The 24,563-nt window shown below is 44.6% G+C and carries 20 protein-coding genes and 1 rRNA gene; 16 read left to right on the forward strand and 5 right to left on the reverse strand.

From position 1 onward, the window contains the following. Nucleotides 1-94, forward strand: a 5S ribosomal RNA gene (rrf, locus tag EKG38_RS23875); the annotation flags it as partial. 632 nt (nt 95-726) lie between these two features. Continuing rightward, the gene (locus EKG38_RS23880; RefSeq protein ID WP_126523392.1) at nt 727-2,001 is read left to right on the forward strand and encodes a CinA family nicotinamide mononucleotide deamidase-related protein; all 1,275 of its coding nucleotides are present in this window, start codon (nt 727-729) and stop codon (nt 1,999-2,001) included. Nucleotides 2,002-2,065: 64 nt separating this feature from the next. Here EKG38_RS23880 and EKG38_RS23885 read toward each other — a convergent pair whose 3' ends face one another. From EKG38_RS23885 to argE, 3 genes are all read right to left on the reverse strand, one after another. Then, a complete protein-coding gene (locus EKG38_RS23885) occupies nt 2,066-2,608 on the reverse strand; it encodes a YceB family lipoprotein (protein ID WP_126523393.1) in 543 nt (180 codons plus the stop codon). Further along, nucleotides 2,608-5,244: a phosphoenolpyruvate carboxylase gene (gene ppc / locus EKG38_RS23890; protein ID WP_126523394.1), complete on the reverse strand. Its 2,637-nt coding sequence runs from the start codon at nt 5,242-5,244 to the stop codon at nt 2,608-2,610. The genes EKG38_RS23885 and ppc overlap by 1 nt, the downstream gene beginning before the upstream one ends. 179 nt (nt 5,245-5,423) lie before the next feature. Continuing rightward, nucleotides 5,424-6,575, reverse strand: coding sequence for an acetylornithine deacetylase (argE, locus tag EKG38_RS23895; RefSeq protein WP_126523395.1), 1,152 nt, complete (start codon nt 6,573-6,575; stop codon nt 5,424-5,426). Nucleotides 6,576-6,839: 264 nt separating this feature from the next. Between argE and argC the strand changes: the two genes are divergently transcribed. From argC to argH, 5 genes are all read left to right on the forward strand, one after another. Then, nucleotides 6,840-7,820 (forward strand): N-acetyl-gamma-glutamyl-phosphate reductase, encoded by a 981-nt coding sequence (gene argC / locus EKG38_RS23900; protein ID WP_126523396.1) that lies wholly within the window; start codon nt 6,840-6,842, stop codon nt 7,818-7,820. 28 nt (nt 7,821-7,848) lie between these two features. Then, complete coding sequence (gene argB / locus EKG38_RS23905; RefSeq protein ID WP_126523397.1) at nt 7,849-8,634, forward strand: acetylglutamate kinase; 786 nt, start codon at nt 7,849-7,851, stop codon at nt 8,632-8,634. A 116-nt stretch (nt 8,635-8,750) separates the two neighbouring features. Next, nucleotides 8,751-9,659: an ornithine carbamoyltransferase gene (locus tag EKG38_RS23910; protein WP_126523398.1), complete on the forward strand. Its 909-nt coding sequence runs from the start codon at nt 8,751-8,753 to the stop codon at nt 9,657-9,659. Nucleotides 9,660-9,720: 61 nt separating this feature from the next. Next, nucleotides 9,721-10,944: an argininosuccinate synthase gene (locus tag EKG38_RS23915; protein ID WP_126523399.1), complete on the forward strand. Its 1,224-nt coding sequence runs from the start codon at nt 9,721-9,723 to the stop codon at nt 10,942-10,944. A 114-nt stretch (nt 10,945-11,058) separates the two neighbouring features. Next, nucleotides 11,059-12,432, forward strand: a complete 1,374-nt coding sequence (argH, locus tag EKG38_RS23920; RefSeq protein WP_126523400.1) for an argininosuccinate lyase — start codon at nt 11,059-11,061, stop codon at nt 12,430-12,432. Nucleotides 12,433-12,579: 147 nt separating this feature from the next. Here argH and EKG38_RS23925 read toward each other — a convergent pair whose 3' ends face one another. Then, on the reverse strand, nt 12,580-15,111 hold the full coding sequence (locus EKG38_RS23925) for a penicillin-binding protein 1A (protein ID WP_126523401.1): 2,532 nt from the start codon (nt 15,109-15,111) through the stop codon (nt 12,580-12,582). Nucleotides 15,112-15,298: 187 nt separating this feature from the next. Here EKG38_RS23925 and EKG38_RS23930 point away from each other — a divergent pair, with 187 nt between their 5' ends. The 9 genes from EKG38_RS23930 (at nt 15,299) to EKG38_RS23970 (ending at nt 24,319) form a co-directional block, all read left to right on the forward strand. Further along, nucleotides 15,299-16,378 (forward strand): pilus assembly protein PilM, encoded by a 1,080-nt coding sequence (locus tag EKG38_RS23930; protein WP_012144603.1) that lies wholly within the window; start codon nt 15,299-15,301, stop codon nt 16,376-16,378. Beyond that, complete coding sequence (locus EKG38_RS23935; RefSeq protein WP_126523402.1) at nt 16,366-16,944, forward strand: PilN domain-containing protein; 579 nt, start codon at nt 16,366-16,368, stop codon at nt 16,942-16,944. The genes EKG38_RS23930 and EKG38_RS23935 overlap by 13 nt, the downstream gene beginning before the upstream one ends. After that, complete coding sequence (locus EKG38_RS23940) at nt 16,941-17,561, forward strand: type IV pilus inner membrane component PilO (protein WP_126523403.1); 621 nt, start codon at nt 16,941-16,943, stop codon at nt 17,559-17,561. The genes EKG38_RS23935 and EKG38_RS23940 overlap by 4 nt, the downstream gene beginning before the upstream one ends. 2 nt (nt 17,562-17,563) lie before the next feature. After that, the gene (locus tag EKG38_RS23945; protein ID WP_012144600.1) at nt 17,564-18,079 is read left to right on the forward strand and encodes a pilus assembly protein PilP; all 516 of its coding nucleotides are present in this window, start codon (nt 17,564-17,566) and stop codon (nt 18,077-18,079) included. Between the two features lie 21 nt (nt 18,080-18,100). Further along, nucleotides 18,101-20,149 carry a type IV pilus secretin PilQ gene (locus tag EKG38_RS23950; RefSeq protein WP_126523404.1) on the forward strand — a complete coding sequence of 683 codons (2,049 nt, stop codon included), beginning with the start codon at nt 18,101-18,103 and terminating at the stop codon, nt 20,147-20,149. A 220-nt stretch (nt 20,150-20,369) separates the two neighbouring features. Beyond that, nucleotides 20,370-20,885 (forward strand): shikimate kinase AroK, encoded by a 516-nt coding sequence (gene aroK, locus EKG38_RS23955; RefSeq protein ID WP_126523405.1) that lies wholly within the window; start codon nt 20,370-20,372, stop codon nt 20,883-20,885. A gap of 5 nt (nt 20,886-20,890) precedes the next feature. Beyond that, the gene (gene aroB, locus EKG38_RS23960; RefSeq protein WP_126523406.1) at nt 20,891-21,967 is read left to right on the forward strand and encodes a 3-dehydroquinate synthase; all 1,077 of its coding nucleotides are present in this window, start codon (nt 20,891-20,893) and stop codon (nt 21,965-21,967) included. Nucleotides 21,968-21,984: 17 nt separating this feature from the next. Next, entirely contained in the window at nt 21,985-23,427 is a 1,443-nt protein-coding gene (locus EKG38_RS23965) for an AAA family ATPase (RefSeq protein ID WP_126523407.1), read from the forward strand. Nucleotides 23,428-23,479: 52 nt separating this feature from the next. Further along, complete coding sequence (locus EKG38_RS23970) at nt 23,480-24,319, forward strand: Dam family site-specific DNA-(adenine-N6)-methyltransferase (RefSeq protein ID WP_126523408.1); 840 nt, start codon at nt 23,480-23,482, stop codon at nt 24,317-24,319. A 53-nt stretch (nt 24,320-24,372) separates the two neighbouring features. Here the strand turns inward: EKG38_RS23970 and EKG38_RS23975 are convergent, their stop codons facing one another. After that, entirely contained in the window at nt 24,373-24,558 is a 186-nt protein-coding gene (locus tag EKG38_RS23975; protein ID WP_126523409.1) for a DUF2970 domain-containing protein, read from the reverse strand. Between the last annotated feature and the right edge of the window lie 5 nt (nt 24,559-24,563).

A 24,563-nucleotide genomic window follows, 5' to 3' on the forward strand; every position in this document is an offset into this window, starting at 1 on the left:
CCCCACCTGATCCCATCTCGAACTCAGAAGTGAAACGCAATCGCGCCGATGGTAGTGTGGGGTCTCCCCATGTGAGAGTAGGTCATTTCCAGGCGCCTAATAACGATAAAGCCCGTTGCTAACGCAATGGGCTTTTTTCGTTTTTGGCTGGAAAGATGCCCACTCGAACATGGGGAAGCAAAGAGTCCGAACGAAGTGAGGCACAATACCCATGTAGAGTAGGGTGAGATGGGCGTTGTTGGCGAAGCGTAGCTTTGCGCCCATTGAGCGCGGAGGATTTATCCGCAGCTGACCATGACAGGCGCCTTTGTTTCAGGTTACAAAGCGCTTTCTACGAAGCAATTCCGCCGCCAAGCTTGGTTAGAAACTGCATCCATGCGTTTCTGACATTCGGCACATCCATGTGCCTAGACTCCAGCTTTGATGGCAGTCATGTAGCTCCTGCATTTACTGCATCCATGTAGATCTGATGCTGAACGCGGAGAGCTTTGCTCGAAGCTGGATATTGAAAGGCGCCTTTGTTGCAGACTAGACAGTGGCTACTCCTTATGTCAGTCGATAAGTGCTCCTTCAATATCGATACTTCCGCCATATCCTTTCTGTGCTTTGCCTGTCTTTTTAAGTGAACATATTTAGATTCAATTAAATAATGTCTAAGTGTTGCTATTCATTCATGGGTTACTTACTTTAGCTGAAAATATTTAAATGCAGATTTAAGGATATTCAATGAAGCTCGAGATGATATGTACTGGTGAAGAGGTGCTAGCGGGTCAGATTGTTGATACTAACGCTGCTTGGTTTGCCAATACCTTGATGGAGAAGGGCATTGAGTGTCAACGACGAATTACGGTTGGCGATCGTCTGGAGGATCTTATCGCTGTATTCAAAGAGCGTAGCACTGAGGCCGATATTATTATGGTCAATGGCGGCTTAGGTCCTACCAGCGATGATCTCTCTACAGAGGCAATGGCGTTGGCCATGGGAGTTCCACTCGTTGAGAGCAAAGAGTGGCGTACTAAGCTGGAAGCTTGGTTTACCAGAAATAACCGTGTTATGGCTGCAAGCAATCTTAAGCAAGCGTTACTACCCGAGGGGGCTGTAATGATTGATAACCCAGTCGGTACCGCTTGCGGCTTTGCCGTTAAACTTAATCGTGCATGGCTGTTTTTTACACCCGGGGTTCCTTTTGAATTTAAGCGGATGGTAAAAGAGCAGTTTATTCCTTTCGTAAAGGAACAGTTTTCAGTGTCTGAGTCTGTTTCAGTTAAGAAGCTACTTACCCTTGGAAGAGGTGAGTCTTCGCTGGCAGATGAGTTGGAAGTGATTCAATTGCCTGCAGGCATCACTCTGGGTTACCGATCTTATATGCCTTATATTGAGATAAAGCTGTTTGCACGTGGCCAGTCAGCCATAGATTCGTTAGCTGATATTGAAGCTCAAGTTAAAACGGTACTCGGAAATGGAGTTGTCGCTGAGAACATCACGACGTTAGATCAAGAGGTACATGAGCGGCTACTAAATTCTGGCTTAAGCTTGAGTGTCGCTGAATCTTGCACCGGCGGCATGATAACGAGTGGATTAATCGCGTTTGCGGGCAGTTCTTCTTATCTTCACCACGGCCTGGTCACTTATAGCAATGAAGCTAAGGTCAAGGTGCTTGGTGTTAACCCTCAGACTCTGGATGATTATGGCGCTGTATCGATAGCTACAGTTGAGGAGATGGCTAAAGGAGCTCGTGGTATTCTCGAGAGTGATTATGCTCTAGCCACAAGCGGCATCGCAGGCCCTGAAGGTGGAACAGATGAGAAACCTGTTGGGACTGTAGCCATCGCACTCGCAACAAAGTTTGGGGTTTACAGTCAAATGGTTAAGTTGCCTGGACGATCACGTGCTCTGGTTAGAGCATTAAGTACCGCAGTTGCTTATGACATGCTTCGGAGGACGTTGTTGGGTGAGGCTGTGATTGTTGATTACTCCTCTTTCTCTCGGTTTAGTAAATAGTTTGAAAATGCCATTAACGAGTCTTCGCCATTAATGGCATGTTAACCTATTAATTACTTATCAGTTATTTATCAAAGATCAGCTTAAGTTTGCCTGGCGAAACCTCTATTCTCTTTGTCATCTCGGCAATTAAAGCCTGATTTGAGTCTGAAGTATCCAGTACATATACTGGCTGAGTCTCCAGGAAATGAGTAAGAAAGCCCATCATCTGAGGAGCAACCTGTTTGACCGCTTTCTCAATATCTTTTGGATTAGATTCAATGCCGATAAGCCTGAGTTGTCTCAAATAAACACTGTGGCTTTGGGCATCGTACCAAGGCTCAGCTTCGAAGGTCGTCTTCATATCCGCATTAATAGGCAATAATGGGTTTCTTACCTTGACCACGCTGTCAGCAGTAACTGACATGATGCCTGGCTTATGCCCAAGTTTTACATCTATATTATTGATGCGCATCTCAATGCCAAAGAGTTGATTACCCTCTTTGGCTTCGAAATGTATCTCATCAGATAGGTAGCCTTCTAATTCACTCTCGGTGATGCTGTACTGACTCACACATCCAGTCAGCAACAGCATGAAGAGCGGGATAAGGGATCTAAATATCTTCATTAGCCGGTATTTCTCATGCCTGCCGCAACTCCAGCAATGGTTATCATCAATGCTAGCTCTACATTGGTCGATGCTTCCTCTTCTTTACGAGTACGAGCTAACAGTTCTGCTTGCACAAAATTAAGGGGGTCGATGTAGGGGTTGCGAAGCGTAACTGACTCTCTATTCCAAGGCGTATGTTCCATCAGAGCATTAGACTGGGTTAATTCTAAGACGGCTTTGATACCCGTCGCCAGACGAGTGCGAAGTGCTTCACCTAAATGATGAAGGTTTTCTGGTACTAAGCAAGTTTCATAATATTTTGCTAGGTTTGGTTCAGCCTTAGCATAGACCATCTCTAACATGGATATACGAGTCTTGAAAAATGGCCAATCTTGTTCCATCTCCTGCAATAATGCCATCTCTCCACGATCGCTTGCCGCTTGCAGGGCTTCACCGGCTCCAAGCCAAGCGGGTAACATCAAGCGGTTCTGTGACCATGCAAATATCCAAGGTATTGCACGTAGACTTTCGATTCCTCCATCGACTCTACGTTTTGCCGGTCTGCTACCTAAAGGTAATTTACCCAGTTCAACCTCTGGGGTTGCTGCGCGGAAATAGGCGACAAAATCAGGCTCGTCTCTCACAATAGCGCGATAGGCATCGACCGACTCTTCGGCCAGTTTTTGCATACAGGCACGCCATTCGGGTTTCGGTTCCGGAGGGGGGAGGAGCGTCGCTTCCATTACCGCGGATGTATACAGGGCTAGGCTTTGAACTGCTAGTTTTGGCAGTCCAAACTTAAAGCGGATCATCTCGCCTTGTTCGGTAACACGAATGCGGCCATCGACAGAACCTGGCGGTTGTGAAAGGATCGCCTCGTGTGCTGGTCCGCCGCCACGTCCAATAGTGCCGCCTCGGCCATGGAATAAGGTTAACTTAATCGCGGCCTGTCTGCTTACCTCTACCAGCTCTTCTTGAGCATGATATTGAGCCCAGGCTGCGGCCATCACGCCGGCATCTTTTGCCGAATCTGAGTAACCTATCATGACTTCTTGATGGCCTTTGGTGTAACCACGATACCAATCAATAGCAAATAGTGCGGTCATACAGCTCGAGGCATTATTGAGATCATCGAGAGTCTCAAATAAAGGAACGACCCGCATTGGGTGTGGACAGCCCGTTTCTTTTAATAACAATAAAACGGTTAAAACGTCCGACGGCTTGCTGGCCATGGAGATAACATAGGAGCCAAGGGCTCGAGCTGGTTGAGTCGCTATAAGGCGACAGGTACCCACGACTTCTGCAACATCATCACTGGGTTGCCAGTTGGATGGGATCAGCGGTCGTTTGCCTGTTAGCTCTCTCAGGAGAAACGCTTGTTTTTCACTCTCATCCCAATGGTTGTAATCGCCCATGCCTAAGTAACGGGTTAACTCAGCAATGACATCGCTATGGCGTTCGGCATCCTGCCTGATATCCAGCCTTAGCATGTGAATGCCAAAACAGGCGATGCGACGTAAAATATCTAACAAGAGTCCATTGGCTATCAGGCTCATACCTGAGTCTGTTAGACTTTTGTACAGCATTAACAGCGGCTCTTTAAGGTCGCTTTCGTGCCAAATTATCGAGCTTAGGTCTACTTCAGGCTTGTGACCTTCGAGACGCGCATTAAGGTAGTCAACGGTGTTACGTAATTTTTGTCTAAGGTCTTTAAGTACATCTCTATAGGGCTCAAGGCTATTATTGGTATATTCCAATAACTCTGCATTGGCTTCTTCCACCGAGAGGTCATTAACAAGCACGACAATATCTTTCAGATAGAGACGGGCCGCCGTGTGACGGTTACGATCGAGTACCTCTTGAGTGACTTTTGCGGTTACGAAAGGGTTGCCATCACGGTCTCCCCCCATCCAGCTCGAGAAGCGTACCGGGGCGATGTCCGTAGGCAGTTGCTTGCCTGTTCGCTCCTCTACTTGTTCGTTGAGTTGTCTGAGAAAATCCGGGATAGCCTGCCAGAGAGAAACTTCGATCGTGCTCAGGCCCCAACGCGCTTCGTCGACAGGGGTAGGCCTTTCATTTCTGATCTCATTGGTATGCCAAATCTGGGCAATCAATTGACGCAAGCGCAGGTGCTGTTGTTTCTTCTCTCGTTCGGTGAGCTGCGGATTTTCCAATGCAGCCAGAATATCGATCACCGATGCATATTTTTGAATGAGTGTACGGCGAGAGATCTCTGTCGGATGTGCTGTCAGTACCAAGTCGATATCTAAATTTTCCAGACAATCGAGCATCTTCTCTTGATCTATGTTGCTACTCAGTACTCGCCCTAAAAGCTGTTCAACCGGGTCAGGAACACAGACCAGTTCGTCACAGTTGCGACTGATTGTGTGGAACTGTTCGGCGATATTAGCTAAGTTGAGAAATTGGTTAAAGGCTTTTGCGAAGGGAACCAGTTCATTATCCGGCAGTGCAGTGAGCAGTTTGAGCATCTCGTCTCTTGCCGCTTCATCTCCCTGCCGAGAACTTTTTGCCAGTTGACGGATCTGCTCGATCTTTTCAAGAAAAGCATCGTCTAAATTGGTGCGTATTGTCTCACCAAGAATTTGCCCTAAGGTACCCACATTTGACCTTAAAGACGCATACATATCTGCCATACGTGCTCCATACCTGAATTCATGCTAATCAACCACAATACCCAGCGTCAGCGCCTAAGGTCAATACAACAATTACAGATAATGTAAACTTATGTGCTCTACATCACTCGGCTGTCATCTACTACCCGGGCTAAGTGCCTAAGCATAGTTTATTTACCTGAGTATGATATGCCTAAGTGTTACTTGATACATGCATGATAGATAAGCTGTTTTAATAGGGCTGTTGTTTGATCTATATAGGCAATGTCGAGGTACTCGTCGGGTTGATGAGCTTGCTCTATGCTGCCGGGTCCTAATACGAGTGTTTGACAACCAAGTTTAGAGATATAGGGGGCTTCGGTGGCATAATTGACGACTTCTGGTGTGCTTGCCGATAACTCTGCTACCAGACGGGTCCAGCTACCATTAGCATCGCTAGCGAATGATTCGGAGCCAGGATAAAGAGGGGCAACATTAATACTTCCGGGATACTTGTCATTAATTGGTGCGAGGTAATGGGTCACCATTTGTTCTAACTCTTCCAGTGCCAGTCCGGGCAGTGGGCGGATGTCGATATGGAGATCGCAGCATCCACAGATACGATTAGCTGCATCGCCACCATGAATATGACCGAAATTCATCGTAGGGTAGGGAACACTAAAAGCCTCCTCTCGGTAGTTATCGGCTAAGTGTTGTTTTAGCTTAAGTAGTTGCCCCATCACTTGATGCATGACCTCTATGGCATTAAGCCCTTTAGCCGGATCTGAGGAGTGTCCGCTTCTACCTGTAACTCTGATACCTTGAGTTAAGTGCCCCTTATGCATATACACAGGTTTCAAACTGGTGGGTTCGCCGATTATGGCATAGTCAGGGGCAATCGATTTGGCTGCCGCAAATGCCTTGGCACCATTCATGGTTGTTTCTTCATCGGCACTGGCGAGTATATGTAATGGGCGTTTAAATTGTGCCAGTGGCATATCTTTAACTGCTTCCAATACCAGAGCAAAGAATCCCTTCATGTCGCAAGTGCCTAGACCATACCAACGATTATCTTTTTCCATTAATTTAAATGGATCTTGGCTCCAACGTCCCTCATCAAATGGCACGGTATCCGTGTGTCCTGCAAGCAGTAAACCGCCTTTTCCTGTGCCGAAACTAGCAACCAAGTTATGTTTATTCCTTGTGTTTGGCACTGGCAGCACTGTGCATTGGAAGCCTAAATCATCAAACCAGTTATGCAATAAGTCTATAACACCTTGGTTGCTCATATCTTGGGAGGCTTCGAGGGCACTTATTGAAGGGGTAGCAATGAGTTGGCTAAAGCTGCTTTTAAGATCCGGGAGTGTCGTCATAAATCATCCGTAAAATATATATTCAAATATATTGCATAATTAGTTCGTTGTGATAGTCTATCAAACAGCTAAGACAAGTACCACACTACAGCGATTATTATTGAGAGTAAAAATGATGATTTCATATCAGAAAATTAACATAAAGGTTATGTCTACAGACTTCCTGCGACGATAAACTTGTCAAATTGGTATTTCTACCAGGGCTTAAGTTGTGCCCCTCTTTTTTCCTTAAAATATAGCACCCAAATTAAGAAGTCATAGATTATGAAAAGCATTGCTATCATTGGCGCCAGTGGATACACGGGCGCACAAATTACCTCTCTCATTAATGCCGATGAAAATTTGATGATTCAGGGCTTGTATGTATCGGAAAATAGTTTAGATAAAGGTAAGCCTTTGTCAGACTTATACCCAAGCTACAGTCATATTTCACTCTCTCTTTCTCCTCTCTGTGACGACGCTAAAATGCTAATTGTTGAGCAGGCGGATGCGGTGGTTCTTGCAACCGACCATGCCGTGAGCTTGCACTTGGCTGCATGGTTCTATCAAAAGGGCTTAACCGTATTTGATCTTAGTGGTGCATACCGTTTTTCAGATGTAGAACAATATCCTAAATGGTATGGCTTTAATCATGAATATCAAGATGTTCTCTGTGATGCTGTCTATGGATTAGCCGAGTGGAATAGTGAGCAAATCGCTAGCAGTAAGATGATTGCCGTTCCCGGCTGTTATCCAACTGCATCTCTAACGGCACTGAAACCTATTAGCACGTTTTTAACTGATGCATTTCCGGTTATTAATGCCGTCAGTGGTGTGACTGGTGCAGGTAGAAAAGCGCAGCTACATACCAGCTTTTGTGAGGTCAGCTTGACTCCCTATGGTGTACTGGGTCATAGGCATCAACCTGAAATTGCAACTCAGTTAGGACAAGAGGTCATATTCACTCCTCATCTTGGAAACTTTAAGCGTGGAATTTTGGCAACGATTACGGTGCAGTTAAAACCTGGAATTACCGAAGCCGATGTCGCTGCAGCATATGCTGTCTATGATGATGCTCCACTCATTACAGTCAAGCAAAACCAATTCCCTAGGATTGATGACGTTGTTAACACTCCAAACTGTCATCTGGGATGGAAGTTCGATCCAGAGACTCATTATCTCGTTGTTGCGAGTGCGATTGATAACTTGATGAAGGGAGCCGCAAGCCAAGCTCATCAGTGCATAAAGATTCATTTTAATTATTAATTTTCAGTTTCGCGAGAGAGTAACGACTATGTCAGTAAATAAAAGCACGTTAGTACTAAAGGTTGGTGGCGCCCTTATGCAATGCGAAATGGGCATGGCCAGGTTGATGGAGACGGCGGCCAAGATGATCGCCAACGGGCAGCAGTTGATTATGGTTCATGGCGGAGGTTGTTTAGTCGAAGAGCAGTTAACCGCGAATGGCATGATTACAGAGAAACTGGATGGATTGAGAGTGACCCCACAAGAGCAGATACCTGTCATTGTCGGAGCATTAGCCGGAACCTCTAATAAAATCCTTCAAGGGGCAGCGATAAAAGCGGGTGTGACCTGTGTCGGCATGAGCTTAGGTGACGGCGATATGGTTTCAGCTAAAGTTAAGGATCCGCGTTTAGGCTTTGTCGGTGAGGTCAGCCCGAAAAGTGCAACATACCTGGAGTTCATTCTATCTCAAGGATGGATGCCGATAGTCAGTTCTATTGCCATCGATGCCGCGGGTCAGTTATTAAATGTTAACGCCGATCAAGCGGCAACCGTGTTAGCCAAACTTGTCGATGGGAAATTGGTTTTACTCTCTGATGTTTCAGGTGTTTTAGATGGCAAAGGGCAGCTAATCAAGAGCTTAAACCGTGCTCAAGTCGAAGAGTTGACTCATATCGGTGTTATCGAAAAAGGGATGAAGGTTAAAGTGGAGGCAGCATTGGAAGTGGCTGAGTCGATGGGACAGCCGGTACAGGTGGCTTCATGGCGTCATGCCGAACAATTGATTGCGTTATCAAATGGCGAAGCGGTAGGGACACAGATCCAGCCGGATTAGCCTTTAGTTTAAGAAAAAATTTTAGGATGGTGAATGAAGTGTCATGGATCATCTTCATCCTATCGACATAATAGCGTAAGGCTTGGTCAGTGTATCCAGCCGAAGGAGAACAACGAATGAACCATCTACTATCGATAAAGGACTTAAGTCAGGAGCAGCTCAAAGATCTGTTGGCTCTGGCTAAGAAGATTAAAGCAAATCCAGCAGAGTACCGTAATGCGTTGGATGGGAAGAGTGTGGTTATGCTATTTGAGAAGCCATCTTTAAGGACCCGCGTTAGTTTTGATATCGGTATTAATAAGTTAGGAGGTCATTGTCTCTATTTGGATCAGCAAAATGGTGCGCTTGGTAAACGCGAACCCGTTTCTGATTTTGCTGCCAATATTTCGTGTTGGGCCGATGCTATTGTGGCGAGAACCTTTCTTCACTCGACTATTGAGGGGTTGGCTGAGCATGGAAGTGTGCCGGTGATAAACGCTTTATCTGATCTGTATCACCCCTGTCAGGGGTTAGCCGATTTCTTAACCCTGTCTGAGAAATTTGATGATGTCAGCAAGGTAAAACTGGCATACGTCGGTGATGGAAATAATGTGACGCATTCACTCATGTATGGTGCGGCAATTTTGGGCGCGACAATGACAGTTATCTGCCCTCCAGGGCAGTTCCCCGACGGTCAAGTGGTTGTGGAGGCCCAATCTTTAGCAGCTCAGCATGGCGGAAAGTTAATACTCACTTCTGACATTGAAGAGATCGCTCAGCAAGATGCTATCTATACTGATACTTGGATCTCTATGGGAGACGATTCTAACCTGAGTGATATCGAGGCTAAATTTAAACCCTATCAAGTTAATGCTGCAATGATGAAGAAAGCGGGTGCTAACTTCTTTATGCATTGCCTACCTGCATACCGTGGTGTTGAAGTGACTGCCGATGTCGTCGATGGCGAAGGTTCGCTCATTTTGCAACAGGCTGAAAACCGCATGCATGCACAAAATGCAGTGCTGGTGACTTTATTAGCTAAGTAGTAAACCCATATATCTCTTATTGAAGTTTTCGATAAGAAAAGCAAATAATTAGGATAGAAAAATGTCAATTGAATCAAAGAAAACAGATGTGAAGAAAGTGGTTCTGGCCTATTCGGGAGGCTTAGATACCTCGGCGATTATTCCTTGGTTGAAAGAGACCTATGATAATTGTGAAATCATCGCTTTCTGTGCCGATGTGGGCCAAGGTGATGCGGAGCTGGAGGGATTGCATGAGAAGGCTATCTCTTCTGGTGCGTCTGAGTGCTACATCGTCGATCTGAAAGAGGAGCTGGTGGCAGATTATATCTACCCGACTATCGCTACCGGTGCGATCTATGAAGGGACCTATTTATTAGGTACATCGATGGCCAGACCTATTATCGCTAAGGCGCAGGTTGAAGTTGCACGTAAAGTAGGGGCCGATGCCGTCTGCCATGGCTGTACCGGAAAAGGGAACGATCAGGTACGTTTCGAAGGTTGTTTTGCTGCTCTTGCACCCGACCTCAAGGTGATTGCCCCTTGGCGCGAGTGGGAGATGGTTAGCCGTGAAGATCTGCTGGATTACCTTGCCGAGCGTAAAATCGAAACGACTTCCTCTGTGACGAAGATCTATAGCCGTGATGCGAATGCCTGGCATATCTCCCATGAAGGTGGCGAGTTAGAAGATCCATGGAATGAGCCGACTAAAGGCGTGTGGACTATGACCGTCGCGCCTGAGGACGCTCCCAATGAGCCTGAGTACGTATCATTAGAGCTTGAACAAGGCAAGATCACTAAAGTTAATGGTGCATCACTTTCTCCTTACGGGGCTCTTACGGTGTTAAATGAGATCGCTGGTGCTCATGGGGTTGGCAGAATCGATATTACCGAGAATAGACTCGTGGGAATGAAGTCTCGTGGCTGTTACGAAACTCCGGGTGGCACAGTTATGTTTGCCGCACTAAGAGCCATAGAAGAGTTAGTGTTAGACAAGAGTAGTCGTGAATGGCGTGAGCAGATTGGTGCTCAGATGGCTCACCTTGTTTATGATGGTCGTTGGTTTACGCCATTATGTGAGTCCCTACTGGCTGCATCAATACCTCTGGCTAATTTGGTCAGTGGTGAAGTCGTTATTAAACTCTATAAGGGGCAAGCTCACGCAGTGAAGAAGCGTTCAGTAAATAGCCTGTACTCAGAAGAGTTCGCGACGTTTGGTGAGGACGATGTCTATAACCAGAAAGATGCCGAAGGTTTCATCCGCCTTTACTCTTTAGCCAGCCGTATCAGGGCGTTAAAGGCTAAGTAAGCGACATTTCAGGTACTACAAAAGATCTTCACTGTTTCGAAGAATAGGTTAAGTCAATAAATAGGGTGGGACCCAGAGCCCACTCTCGGTTAATTAAAGAAAGAGGAAGTCAGCATGGCATTATGGGGTGGAAGATTTAGCCAGGAGAGTAGCGCGCTATTTAAATTATTCAATGACTCATTGCCTGTCGATTACCGCTTGGTCGAGCAAGATATTGTCGGCTCGATAGCTTGGGCCGGTGCTATCACCCAGGTAGGGATTTTGTCTGAAGCTGAGTGTCAGCAACTACAACAGGCATTAAAAGAGCTATTGGGCGAAGTGGAAGAGAAGCCTGAGCTTATTCTGGCGTCGGGTGCCGAAGACATTCACAGTTTTGTCGAACTATCTTTGATTGCTAAAGTCGGGGATCTTGGAAAGAAGCTTCATACTGGGCGTTCACGCAATGATCAAGTAGCAACCGATCTTAAGCTTTGGTGTAAGAAAGAAGGCCAGCAGCAACTGTTGTTGCTTAAAGCGTTAAGGCAAGCGCTTTTAGAGCTGGCAGAAAGAGAACTTGACGCAGTTATGCCTGGTTACACACATCTTCAGCGTGCACAGCCAGTGGCTTTCGGACATTGGTGCTTAGCCTATGTTGAGATGTTTGAGCGTGATATTAGTCGTTTAGAAGATGCGCTCAAACGTGCGGATACTTGTCCTCTGGGAACGGGTGCACTTGCAGGTACTGCATATCCTATGGATAGGTATAAGCTGGCGGAATCCTTGGGTTTCGCGTCGCCGACACTCAACAGTTTAGATACTGTGTCGGACAGGGACCATGTAGTTGAGATCTGCAGTGATGCTTCAATTAGCATGATGCACCTAAGCCGCATGGCCGAAGACCTTATTTTCTTTAACAGCGGTGAAGCTGGTTTCATAGACCTCGATGATGAAGTTACATCCGGATCTTCACTAATGCCACAGAAGAAGAATCCTGATGCACTCGAGTTGATCCGTGGTAAAACAGGCCGGGTTTATGGCAGCCTTGTCGGTATTTTAACTACCATGAAGGCACTGCCGTTAGCCTATAACAAAGATATGCAGGAAGACAAAGAGGGCTTGTTTGATGTGATGGATAGCTGGGCTATCTGCCTCGAAATGGCCGCTTTAGTGCTAAGTGGTTTAAAGGTTAACCGTGAGAATACGTTAAGTGCTGCGCAGCAGGGCTATGCAAATTCTACCGAACTTGCAGACTATCTTGTGGCCAAAGGAATGCCATTTAGAGAGGCACATCATGTCGTTGGCGAAGTAGTGGTTAAAGCGATAGCGCAGAAGAAACCTTTAGAGGATTTTGAGCTGAAAGATCTGCAATCATTTTCCGAAATGATCACAAGTGATGTCTATGACTGCCTGACAATTGAATCATGTCTTGAGAAACGAGAAGCGCTCGGCGGAACTGCTTTACCTCAGGTCAGAGCCGCATTGGCAACAAAATTAGCCGCTTCTGAGTAGAAGTTAAAGAAATATAAAATTAAATTAAGAGTGACTGTCAAAAATAAGTCGTTAATTTATTTTAGATTTTAAAAAAAAGCGCGATGGAGATTTTACTCTATCGCGCTTTTTATTTATAAGCTTAGCTAAAAAGGTTTCTTACTGAATTTACTGGAATAGCTCCTCAGTGGAGTCTTCGATGAAGATGTCGTTTACCTCTTCAGCTTCTGTTGCGAATTCTTCTGGCTCTGTGCCTGATACAAAATACTCAAATCTACTGGTGTAATCGGTTTTGCGGCTTAACTTTCCGGTTGCCAGATCTATTCTTACAGAGACGATACCTTCTGGTGGAGTCGTCGGAATTTCAGGCGTACCGGATAGAGCCTTTTTCATGAACTCATTCCATCCTGGCCCAGCAGTCTTTGCCCCTGCCTCTGCTGCAGAAATTTGATCTTTTGCGGCATTAGCATTCCAGCTGGTTCTGCCCAACTCCTTACTATGATCGTCAAAGCCTACCCAAACCGTTGTGGCGAGTTTGGGGTTAAATCCACTAAACCAGGTATCCCGGGATTCGTTGGTTGTTCCTGTCTTTCCGGCAATATCATGTCTTTTTACGACTCTTGCCGCTCGCCAGGCCGTACCATTCCAGCCAGTCCCTTTGCTCCAGTTTCCACCGCCCCAGATAACACTCTTTAATGCTTCGGTGATCAGGAATGCAGTTTGTTCAGAGATGATCTGGGGCGCATATCTACTGTCTTTACCACCACAACTTGGCTCTTTTGCTTGAGCTGTCGGTGGCTGTAGCTCATCAGCCATAGAGGCAAAAGGATCATCTTTGGCTGCTTCTAACGGGTCTGGTTCGGGTTTGCAGGCAAGGGTAGGATTCGATTGTTCGATGATCTGTCCGTAAGAATCTTCAATGCGTTCAACAAAATAGGGTTCAACTCTATATCCGCCATTGGCAAAGGTAGAAAATGCGGTAACGACTTGAAGTGGGGTCACTGAGTTTGAGCCTAATGCGATGGACTCATTTCTTGGGATATCTTCGGCATTGAAACCAAATTTAACTAAAGTATCGATAGCCATATCCAGACCGGCATAACGCATCGTCCTGACAGACATTACGTTGATAGATTGCGCGAGCCCGACACGTAACCTGGTTGGCCCTGTATAGCGGTCTGGTGAGTTCTTAGGGCGCCATGCAGTACCTTGTCTGGTATCGGCGTTATTAATCGGTGCATTGTTGACTAAGGTCGATAGGGTGTAGCCTTTCTCCATCGCCGCGGTATAGATAAAGGGTTTAATATTTGAACCTAGTTGGCGTTTCGCCTGAGTTACGCGGTTGTATTGGCTGGTATGGAAACTAAAACCACCGACCAGAGTGCGTATGGCGCCGTCATGGGGGGCGAGGGACACAATTGCACTGGCGACTACAGGAATTTGAGCCAACTGCCAAAATTCACCATTATTGCGAATCCATACCTGCTCACCGACAGCGACAACTTCAGAGGCCATTTTAGGGGCTTTTCCCTGACGTTTATTAGAGATGAACTTACGGGCCCATTTTAGTCCTTGCCAGTCAATTTCCAACGTTTCGCCATTGGAGGAGAGCACTCGAACGCTTTGTTCACTCATACTTATGATGGCGGCGGGTAATAGGCCTTGAAATGCTTTGGTCTGTTTTAATTGGTCGATAATATCCTGATTATTCAGTGGCGTATCAGTCCAAAGAATGGCTTTCGGGCCGCGGTAGCCGTGTCGCTCATCATAGGCGTAGACATTGTTTCTCAGTGCCTGCTGAGCCTCTAGCTGAAGCGTGGAATCAATGCTGGTATAGATGTTGTAGCCACCGGTGTAAGCCTCATCTTCACCATACTTTTCAACTAAATAGTCTCTCGCCATCTCTGATATATAGGGAGCATAGAGATTAATTTCTGCCCCGTGATATTTCGCCGTGATGGGAGATTGGGTTGCCTCCATATACTGAGCCTGAGTAATGTTTTGCTTCTCTAACATGCGACTCAATACCCAATTACGACGATTCATCGCTCTTGCTGGATTACGAATTGGATTGGCTGCTGAAGGTGCCTGAGGCAGACCGGCGATCATTGCCATTTCAGGTAGGGTTAGCTGATCTAATTCTTTGCCATAGTAGACCTGTGCGGCGGCGCCGACACCATAGGCACGATTACCTAAGAAAGAGCGATTTAGATACAGCTCTAAAATTTTCTCTTTAGATAAGGCTTTCTCAATTTTTATGGCTAGAAAAATTTCTTTAATTTTACGTATGTAGGTCTTTTCACGAGAAAGAAAGAAGCCTCGTGCTACCTGCTGGGTGATGGTGCTAGCCCCTTGGCTCTTTTTTCCAGTGGTTAAAAGAATGAATGCCGCACGAGTGATACCAATAGGATCTATACCATGATGTTCGAAAAACCTGGCATCTTCCGTATCTAAAACTGCATCGATAAGAAGTGGTGGAACATTTTGAAAATCAACCGGAATTCTTCTTTTTTCACCAAATTGAGAGATCAGTTTACCGTCACTACTGTATATGCGTAATGGGGTTTGAAGCTTTACCGTTTTTAACGTGTTTACGTCCGGGAGTTCGGGCAACACATAAAAATATGCCGCAGCAATGGCGCCAACGCCTAAAAGGGCTAGGCTGAATAGAGCAATAATAATACGTTTTAACCACTTCACCGGAATATTCCAAAAAATTTTTGCAAGACCAATAGTATATAAGGCGCTTGCTCATTGGTGAAGTAAAAAAGGTTGTCAAAAAAATGGCAATTGTAAAACTCGGAAACATTCTGTACAAATATCTATAACGAGTTGATTTTGTGCTAATCTAATTCTTGAAACAATAACAAAAAAGTGACGATGGACTATGCTTTCAAAATTATGGAAGCGTCAGGCTCCGCAGATGGTTGGAATCGATATCGGTTCCCACGAGATTAAGGCAATACTGCTGAGTCAGACGGCTGATGGTTATAAAATTGTAAGTCATGCTGCAGTGCCCGTTAAAAAGGGTGCCGTTAATGATCACGAGATCCGAGATGTTGATGCGGTCGTTGAGTCATTGAAGCAGGTTAAACGCATACTCCCCAAGAGCGCTAAATTTGCTTCAGTTGCGGTTTCTGGCTCTGCCGTTATGACAAAGGTCATCTATATGGATGCGTCTCTCAGTGAAGAGGAGATGGAGAGCCAGATTGAAATAGAGGCTGATAATCTAATTCCATATTCGCTCGATGAAGTCAGCATTGATTTTGAAACCTTGAATGTGAATAGTACCGACCCGACTAAGGTCGATGTTCTGCTCAGCGCATGTCGGACAGAGAATATTGACGCCCGAGTCGATGCTCTCGATGATATAAATCTTGAAAGTAAGGTCGTCGACATCGAAGGTTATGCATTGGGAAGAGCCTATGAGATCGTTGCTGCTCAATTACCTGAGGGAGTCGAGAGTAAGGTCGTTGCCTTAGTCGATATAGGTGCAAACATCACTACATTTGCAGTTGTCGAGGATGGTGAAACAAGCTTTGTGCGTGAGCAGGCTTTTGGTGGAGAACAATTTACTCAATCAATTTTATCTTTTTACGGGATGTCGCACGAACAAGCCGAAAAAGCCAAATTGGAAGGTGATTTGCCACGAAATTATATGTTTGAGGTTTTATCTCCCTTTCAAACCCAGCTATTACAGCAGATCAAGAGAACATTACAGATATATTGTACTTCCAGCGGTAAGGATAAGGTCGATCACATTATTTTGTGTGGTGGTACATCTAAGCTTGAAGGGATGGCGAATTTATTGACGAATGAGTTAGGTGTTCACACTATCATAGCGGACCCATTTCAGGGATGCCTACATGCAGATGATGAAGTGAAAAGCCGATTGCAACCGGATATAGGCAAATATATGGTTGCCTGTGGTCTAGCGCTGAGGAGTTACTCTCAATGGCGAACATAAACCTTTTACCCTGGCGCGAAGAAGCGAGAGAAAAGCAAAAGAGAGATTACATCGGCATATTAGCGTTAGTTTTTCTTGGTTCTTCACTGATTGTTTTTCTTTCATTAAGTGTTCTTGACATGATGACGGATAATCAAAAGTCGAGAAATGCCTACCTGCAGAGTGAAATTCAGCTTCTGGAAAAACAGATCGCCGAAATAAAGCAGATACGAACACGGAAAAAAGATATTGAGCGCCGTACTGAAATTATTTTAAATTTGCAGCAATCCAGAAACTTACCGACTCATGTGTTAGATGAACTCGTACGTATCGTTCCACCTGGGATTTACCTTTCCAGTATTGAAAAGAAAGGGAGCTTATTGTGGATAGAGGGACGCAGTGAATCCAATAATAATGTGGCAAACATGATGAGAAAGGTGAAAACGTCTAAATGGCTACTGGATCCCAATATGCAGTCTATTGTTGCTCACAGCGAAGAATTGAGACAGTTACAGCGATTTAGTTTGAAAGTGACGATTAGTGAAGTTGATAGTATTGATAATTCAGACCAGGGAGCGAGTAAATGAACCTTGAACTGAGTCAGTTTAACGACATCGATTTTGAAAATATTGGAGGTTGGCCTCCATTCGTTAAAATTGTTTTTGCTGCTATATTGTCAATATGTATCTTTATTGCCAGCTATTTTTTGTTTGTTTCTGATGCGATAGATACGTTAAGTTTCGAGCAAGAGACAGAAGTAAAATTAAGAGATGATTTTAAGTCTAAATACCGACTCGCTGCTAACCTTAAACTCTATCGTGAACAGTTAGCCGCAATGGAATCTCAGTTTGCAGAATTACTTAAGATGCTGCCATCTAAGAATGAGATGCCGGGTTTACTCGATGATTTAACCTTTGTAGCGACAGACTCCGGGTTAAAGATTGAGAGTTTGGATTGGCGAGAAGTGATCCCAAGAGATTTCTATTTCGAATTTCCAATTAGCATGACTGTAAGTGGTGAATACCATGAACTCGGTGAGTTGGTCAGCGGTGTGGCTAAGTTGCCGCGGATTGTGAGTCTACATGATTTCGTGATTAAGAAATCAGATTCCGGTGGCTTAGGAATGGAAATATTGGCAAAAACATATCGCTTTAAAGAGGGGGCTGATTTACCTGCCGATATGAAAAAAGCGAAGGGGAAATAATAATGAAACTTCTTCCTTTATTAGTTTTTAGCCTTTTTTTGGTGGGCTGTGTTGGCGATCGAAGTGATTTAGAGCTATTTGTTACTACGACAAAGGCGCAGCATGTGGCACATATTCCGCCATTGAAAGAACCGCCAAAATTTGAACATTTTGAGTATCAAGCCGATTTAATGCGCAGCCCCTTCGTTCCTCCTTCACGAGAATTAACGGAAGAGGTCATTGATACGACAAAGGACTGTTTACAACCCGATCTTAAGAGACGTAAAGGACGCTTAGAAACTTATGCTCTGGATAACTTAAAGATGCGTGGGACATTAAGTGAAGTTGGGAACATCTGGGCCCTGGTAGAAACAAATGATGCTAGTGTTTATCGTTTAGGTATTGGAGAATACTTGGGTCTATATCACGGAAGAATTGCTAAAGTTACACCACAAACAGTCGAAATAATTGAATTAATTCCAGATGGTTCTGGTTGCTGGACGGAAAGACTCAGCAACTTAGAATTAACTGGGAAATAACAAGCGAAGGATGAGGGAATAATGGAATCTTCTGCCGCGAATAAAAACTTTTTTAATATGTCAGCGCTTTTTAGAGTTGTTGTGAGTTTAGCGCTAATTTCTGCAGGAACATCGTATGCGATGGCTGCGAATCGTCTAGTGGATGTAAAGTACCACTCTATCGTTGATCATCAATTAGAGCTTCAATTGATTTTTGAAAATGAAATCTTGGAGCCGGAAATTGAGTTAAATGCATCCCCTGCTGAAATTATTCTTGGCTTTAATGAAAGTGTATCAGGCTTAGAAAAAGAGTCTCTTCCAATAAATACAGTTGGAGTCGAGACTATTGAGGTTAAACAAGATAATAGTGTTATGAAGGTGGTAGTCGCACTGGATAAGGTCAAAGCTTATCAAGGAAAACTTGCCGGTAATGTTTATAGTCTTACTATTAACGATGAGGTGGCGAATAGCGCTACAAAGGAAACGAATCCATTTATCAATGGCGTTGATAATATTGATTTTAGAAGAACCTCTGACGGGGGAGGTGAGCTACTGGTTAAGCTGAATAATAGCTCTGTCGCGGCGAATGTGGAGCTGGTGGGGGCTAAGCTTGAATTGAAGCTGTATAACACTGAAATAGCTTCAGAGTTGCTCTATGTCATGGATGTTCAGGACTTTGCCACGCCGGTGAGAAGCTTTGAAACCTTTAAGGATGAGTTGACCACACGTGTGCTTATCGATATCGCCGGAAACTATGAGTATAACTATAAACAGGAGGGGAGCCTGTTTAGGCTGAGTGTGACTAAGGCTGAGCGAGTTAATGTCGTCAAAAAAGAGAAAAAGTACGACGGACGCTCACTGTCCCTGAATTTTCAAAGTATCTCTGTTAGAACCGTTCTTCAGATTATTGCCGATTATAACGATTTCAACTTAGTGACCAGTGATACGGTCGAAGGCGATATTACTTTACGTTTAGATGATGTTCCCTGGGATCAGGCTCTGGATCTTATCTTACAGACGAAGGGGCTGGATAAGCGCATTGAGGGAAATATCCTGATGATCGCTCCTAGTGAAGAGTTAGCCATTCGCGAGAGTCAGCAATTAAAAAATATGCAGGAAGTTAAAGAGCTTGCACCGTTATATTCTGAATATTTACAGATAAATTATGCTAAGGCGACTGACATCGCCGAACTGTTGAAAAGTGAAGACTCCAGTCTGTTATCTACTCGTGGTAGCGTTGCGGTCGATGAACGTACCAATACACTATTGGTGAAGGATACTGAAGATATATTAGAAAATGTTCATCGATTAATTGAGGTTCTGGATATTCCAATTCGTCAGGTGCTCATCGAATCTCGCATGGTGACAGTAAAGGATGATGTCTCCGAGGAACTTGGTATTCGATGGGGAGTGACAGATCAACAGGGCGATAAAGGCACTTCCGGAAGTCTTGAGGGAGCTGAGAGTATTTCAAATGGCATCGTACCCGCCCTTGTTGATCGGTTGAATGTGAATTTACCGGCATCTACCGGTGCTGCGAGAGTGGCTTTTCACGTGGCTAAGCTGGCCGATGGAACGGTACTCGATATGGAGTTGAGTGCGTTAGAGAAGGAAGATAAGGGAGAGATTATCGCCAGTCCACGTATCATGACCTCTAATCAAAAAGCTGCCTATATCGAACAGGGTGTAGAGATCCCCTATTTAGAGGCGAGCTCTAGTGGTGCCGCAACGATTAGCTTTAAAAAAGCGGTGTTGTCATTGCGTGTGACACCACAAATTACACCAGATAATAGAGTGATCCTCGATCTTGAAATTACTCAGGATTCTCAAGGTAAAGTCGTTGCAACCCCTTTGGGTTCGGCAGTTTCTATCGATACTCAGCGAATCGGAACTCAGGTTCTGGTCGATCATGGTGAAACTATTGTGCTTGGTGGTATCTATCAGCAACAATTGATTAACCGAGTGAGTAAAGTACCTGTGCTGGGAGATATTCCCTTTGTTGGCTTCCTGTTCAGGAGTACAACTGATGAGAATAATAGACAGGAGTTATTAATTTTCGTGACTCCAAAAATTATTTCTGAAGATCTCTAAATAGATAATGTTTCATGAGAAGGCCAGTGCTTATAGCGCTGGCTTTCTTCTATTCAAAAGACTAATTTTACAGAATGTGAGCATCACTGCTTGCCTTTAATGGTGTTTAACTGAGATAATCACTGGTCAAGTCTCAATAGAGCAAGGTAACATTTTAGGTCGGTTCTATTTTTTCGAATCGGCGTCGGCAAACTTCATATAAGATTCAGACGTAAAAGCAATGGCTGAGAAACGTAATATTTTCCTCGTAGGCCCTATGGGGGCTGGTAAAAGCACTATAGGACGTCATCTGGCACAGATGCTGCACCTAGAGTTCCACGATTCAGATCAAGAAATTGAAAGCCGCACTGGTGCGGATATAGCGTGGGTTTTTGATGTCGAAGGCGAAGAAGGTTTCCGCGTTCGTGAAACACAAGTAGTCGCTGACTTAACTGAAAAACAAGGTATTGTTTTAGCGACAGGCGGTGGTTCTATTCAGAGTAAAGAGATCCGTAATAATCTCTCTGCTCGTGGAATTGTCGTATATCTAGAAACAACAATCGATAAGCAAGTTGCTCGTACTCAACGAGATAAGCGACGCCCATTATTGCAGGTAGACGACCCAAGAGAAGTTTTGGAAAATCTGGCTGCGACTCGTAATCCTTTGTACGAAGAGATTGCAGATGTCATCGTAAAGACTGATGAGCAAAGCGCCAAAGTGGTTGCGAATCAAATTATTGAACAGTTAGGTTTCTAGGAAAAATGAAGCAAATTCAGGTTGATTTAGGTGTGCGAAGCTATCCAATAATTTTTAGCCAGAATTTGATGAGTTGTGGCGAGCATTTTGCTCGCTACCTCCAAGATAAAAATATCCTTATTGTCACTAATGAAACGATAGCGCCTCTTTATCTCGAGAAGCTGCAGATAATATTATCTTCATTCAATTGTGTTGACCCCGTCATTCTACCCGATGGAGAGCAGTACAAAACCCTTGAACAGATGGATAGTATCTTCACCTCCTTATTGCAACAAAACCTGGGCAGAGATACCGTTCTTATTGCCTTAGGTGGTGGTGTCATCGGTGATATGACCGGCTTTGCCGCTGCCAGTTACCAGAGAGGAATCGACTTTATCCAGGTGCCAACCACATTACTGGCTCAAGTTGACTCGTCTGTTGGTGGCAAAACCGCTGTAAATCATCCCCTCGGTAAAAACATGATAGGCGCGTTTTATCAGCCTAAGATGGTGATGATCGATATCGACTGTTTAAATACGCTCCCCCCAAGAGAGTTTTCTGCTGGGATGGCCGAGGTCATCAAATATGGAATAATCTGGGATGCTGAGTTTTTTAAATGGTTGGAAGATAATGTCGAGCAATTGAAGTCATTGGATGCTCAAGCGTTAATCTACGCGATTGGACGTTGCTGCGAAATTAAAGCCGAAGTTGTTGCTCAAGATGAAACAGAGCAGGGGGTGCGTGCACTTCTGAATCTGGGACATACTTTCGGACACGCAATAGAAGCTGAAATGGGATATGGTGTTTGGTTGCATGGTGAGGCAGTTGCTGCTGGCACAGTACTTGCTGCAAATACCGCATCTGGGATGGATTTAATTGATGAGTCAATTGTTTGTCGGATAATCAAGTTATTCGAAGCATTCGACCTGCCGGTTTCTCCTCCTAATTCAATGGATTTTGAAGATTTCATTAAGCATATGCGGCGAGATAAGAAGGTACTTAAAGGTCAACTCAGATTAGTGCTTCCTGAAGCGATAGGCCAGGCAGGGATCTACTGTGAGGTGAGCGATGAACTACTGGAAGCTGTTATTCGCTGCGCATAGTTTTGTGTGGTGCATGAGTGACACTTAAAGACTCAATTTTATTACCAAGTCAAGAAACCCTACTGCAACGACTACAGCATGTCAGTCTCTATGGACAACAGTTGCTGGTGGTTACTGGAGCCTATGGTTCCGGTAAAACGACTCTCGTTACCTCCCTTCTAAATGAGCTGGATGAATTTAGCTCAGCCCTGGTCACATGTCCAAAGCATAGTGACTGTAGTGAAATACGTAGAAAAATATTAGTTCAGCTACTGTCAGAACCTGTTTTTGATGATGAACTCCCTCTGCCTGAAACCTTATTGAGGCTATCAGGGGCTTTGCCTCAGGCTTCTTGTATTGTGCTCGATGATGCTCACTACCTTCCTATGGAGATCATTGCTGAATGTATTGTACTCAGTCAGTTATCAATTCCCGGTAAGTCTCTCTCGGTGGCATTAACGACTACGGCTGATTTTTTTGAAGACTTGGTCACTCAATTACCCGAGCAACAGCAGGATATTCTGTTATCTATCAATATAGAATCCCTCACATTCCAAGAAAGAGAGGCGCTCTACTACACTTTATTGAGCCGCAGTGAGCAGGTTCCCTTTACTCCCAGAGAGATCGTCAAAGAACAATTAGAAAGGCAGTCAGGCAACCCACAAGAGGTCGTCAATCTTCTGGAGCTGGCTCTACATGGCGAACCTGATATACCCGTTTCACGCCAGTGGAATAAATTGGCGTTAGTGGGAGTGATGATTTTACTCAGTTTTGTATTAGGGTATGTACTCCTGTCGGACGAAGGTGAAGAAGTTAACCTGCAGACTCTCGAAAAGACGGTGTTAGAGCCAGAACCTAAGCCTTCATTTTTATATCAATATGGCGAGCGGCTATTGGCCGGATATTTTATTGTTCATCAAACTTTACCTGTGGCATCTTTCGAAGAGATCGAATCCCTCTCTGAGGCTCAGGTTCAAGAAGATGCAACTCCGGAGCCTACGGTGAGCTCTGGTTCAGAGCCGTTAACAGAAAAAAAGGTAGAACCCGTTTTAAGTGATAGCACGAATGAAGCTTCGGTAATTGAGGAGTTTAAGGGGTTGGCGGATATTGAACCTGCTCAACTTATTTCGGCTGATATTGGGGAGATTGAGGCTGACAGTGGAGAAGCTGGCTTACTACCTGACGGGCTCAACAATGAACATATAATAACGGGATATACTTTGCAGCTGGCGAGTGTTCGTCAAACCAAATCACTCTATAACATCTTAGAAATGCTACAGGGGGAGACCGATATTAAGGTGGCTCGATATAAGCAGAGGTGGGTCGTGTTGTTCGGTCATTTCAATACTTCGGTTCTGGCACACAAAAAAGCTGAAGATATAGTGGCAAAATATCAGTTGAATGCTCCTTGGGTTCGTTCATGGAAAAATTTAGTTGATTATGAACTGCAAGATAGTCTTCCTGCTCGTGATATTCCTTAATAAACAGAGTACAATCGGTGACTTCATTTTTCTTAGCATTCAATCAATTTAGATGAGTAAAAAACAGAGAGCCTTTCTTAAGTGGGCTGGCGGGAAATTCAAACTGATTGAAGCACTCTCAGAGCATCTTCCTGAGGGGAAGCGCTTAGTGGAGCCTTTCGTTGGCGCGGGTTCTGTATTTCTAAATACAAATTACTCAAGTTACCTTCTGTGTGATATCAATCAGGATCTGATCAATCTATATAAGATTGTTCAGACTGAGCCTGAGCGATATATTGCGGCGGCTAAAGCGATGTTTGTACCTGAGATGAATGAAAAGGAAGCATATTATAGAGTTAGAGCCGAATTTAACTTAAGTAGCGACCCATTTCTTCGTTCTGTCTATTTCTTATATATGAATCGCCATGGTTTCAATGGTTTGTGTCGATATAATCGTAAAGGCGGATTCAATGTGCCTTTTGGTACTTATAAGAAACCATACTTCCCGGAAAAAGAGATTAGATTTTTCTCTGAGAAAGCTCAACGTGCTGAGTTCTGTTGTATTGGGTATGAGCAGGCTTTTGATTTAACGACTGAAGGTGATGTTGTTTACTGCGATCCGCCATACGCCCCCCTTTCAACTACAGCAAGTTTTACGACTTATGTCGGCGCCGGTTTTAGCTTAGATGATCAAGCCCTGCTTGCTCGTAAGTCTCGCCATACCGCGATTGAACGTGGTTTCCCTGTTCTAATCAGTAACCACGACATACCGCTGACAAGAGAGCTGTACCATGGTGCTCGATTCGATACGATTCAGGTGCAGAGAAATATCAGCCAAAAAGGCAGTGGACGCAAGAAAGTCGATGAATTAATGGCTTTGTATGATGACCGTTATCATAGTGAAAACGATTGAAGGCAAATAAAGATATTTGATGAAAGGGAGCTAAGCTAGTTGGATTGTTTCGCTTAGCCCAGTACTCTTCTAACGATAAACAGTAACGTGAATACTAAGGCTATCGCGAGCACTATGCCCATAATGATGAATGGGAGGGGAGAGCTTGTTTGGAAGTCTCGCTTTCTATTTTGCTCACTCTGGACACCGAAGAAAGCAGCCAAAGTACTGATCAACAAGTCCCAAACTTTTCGCAGCATAATCC

This window comes from Shewanella canadensis, assembly GCF_003966225.1.
Taxonomy (GTDB): Bacteria; Pseudomonadota; Gammaproteobacteria; order Enterobacterales; family Shewanellaceae; genus Shewanella; species Shewanella canadensis.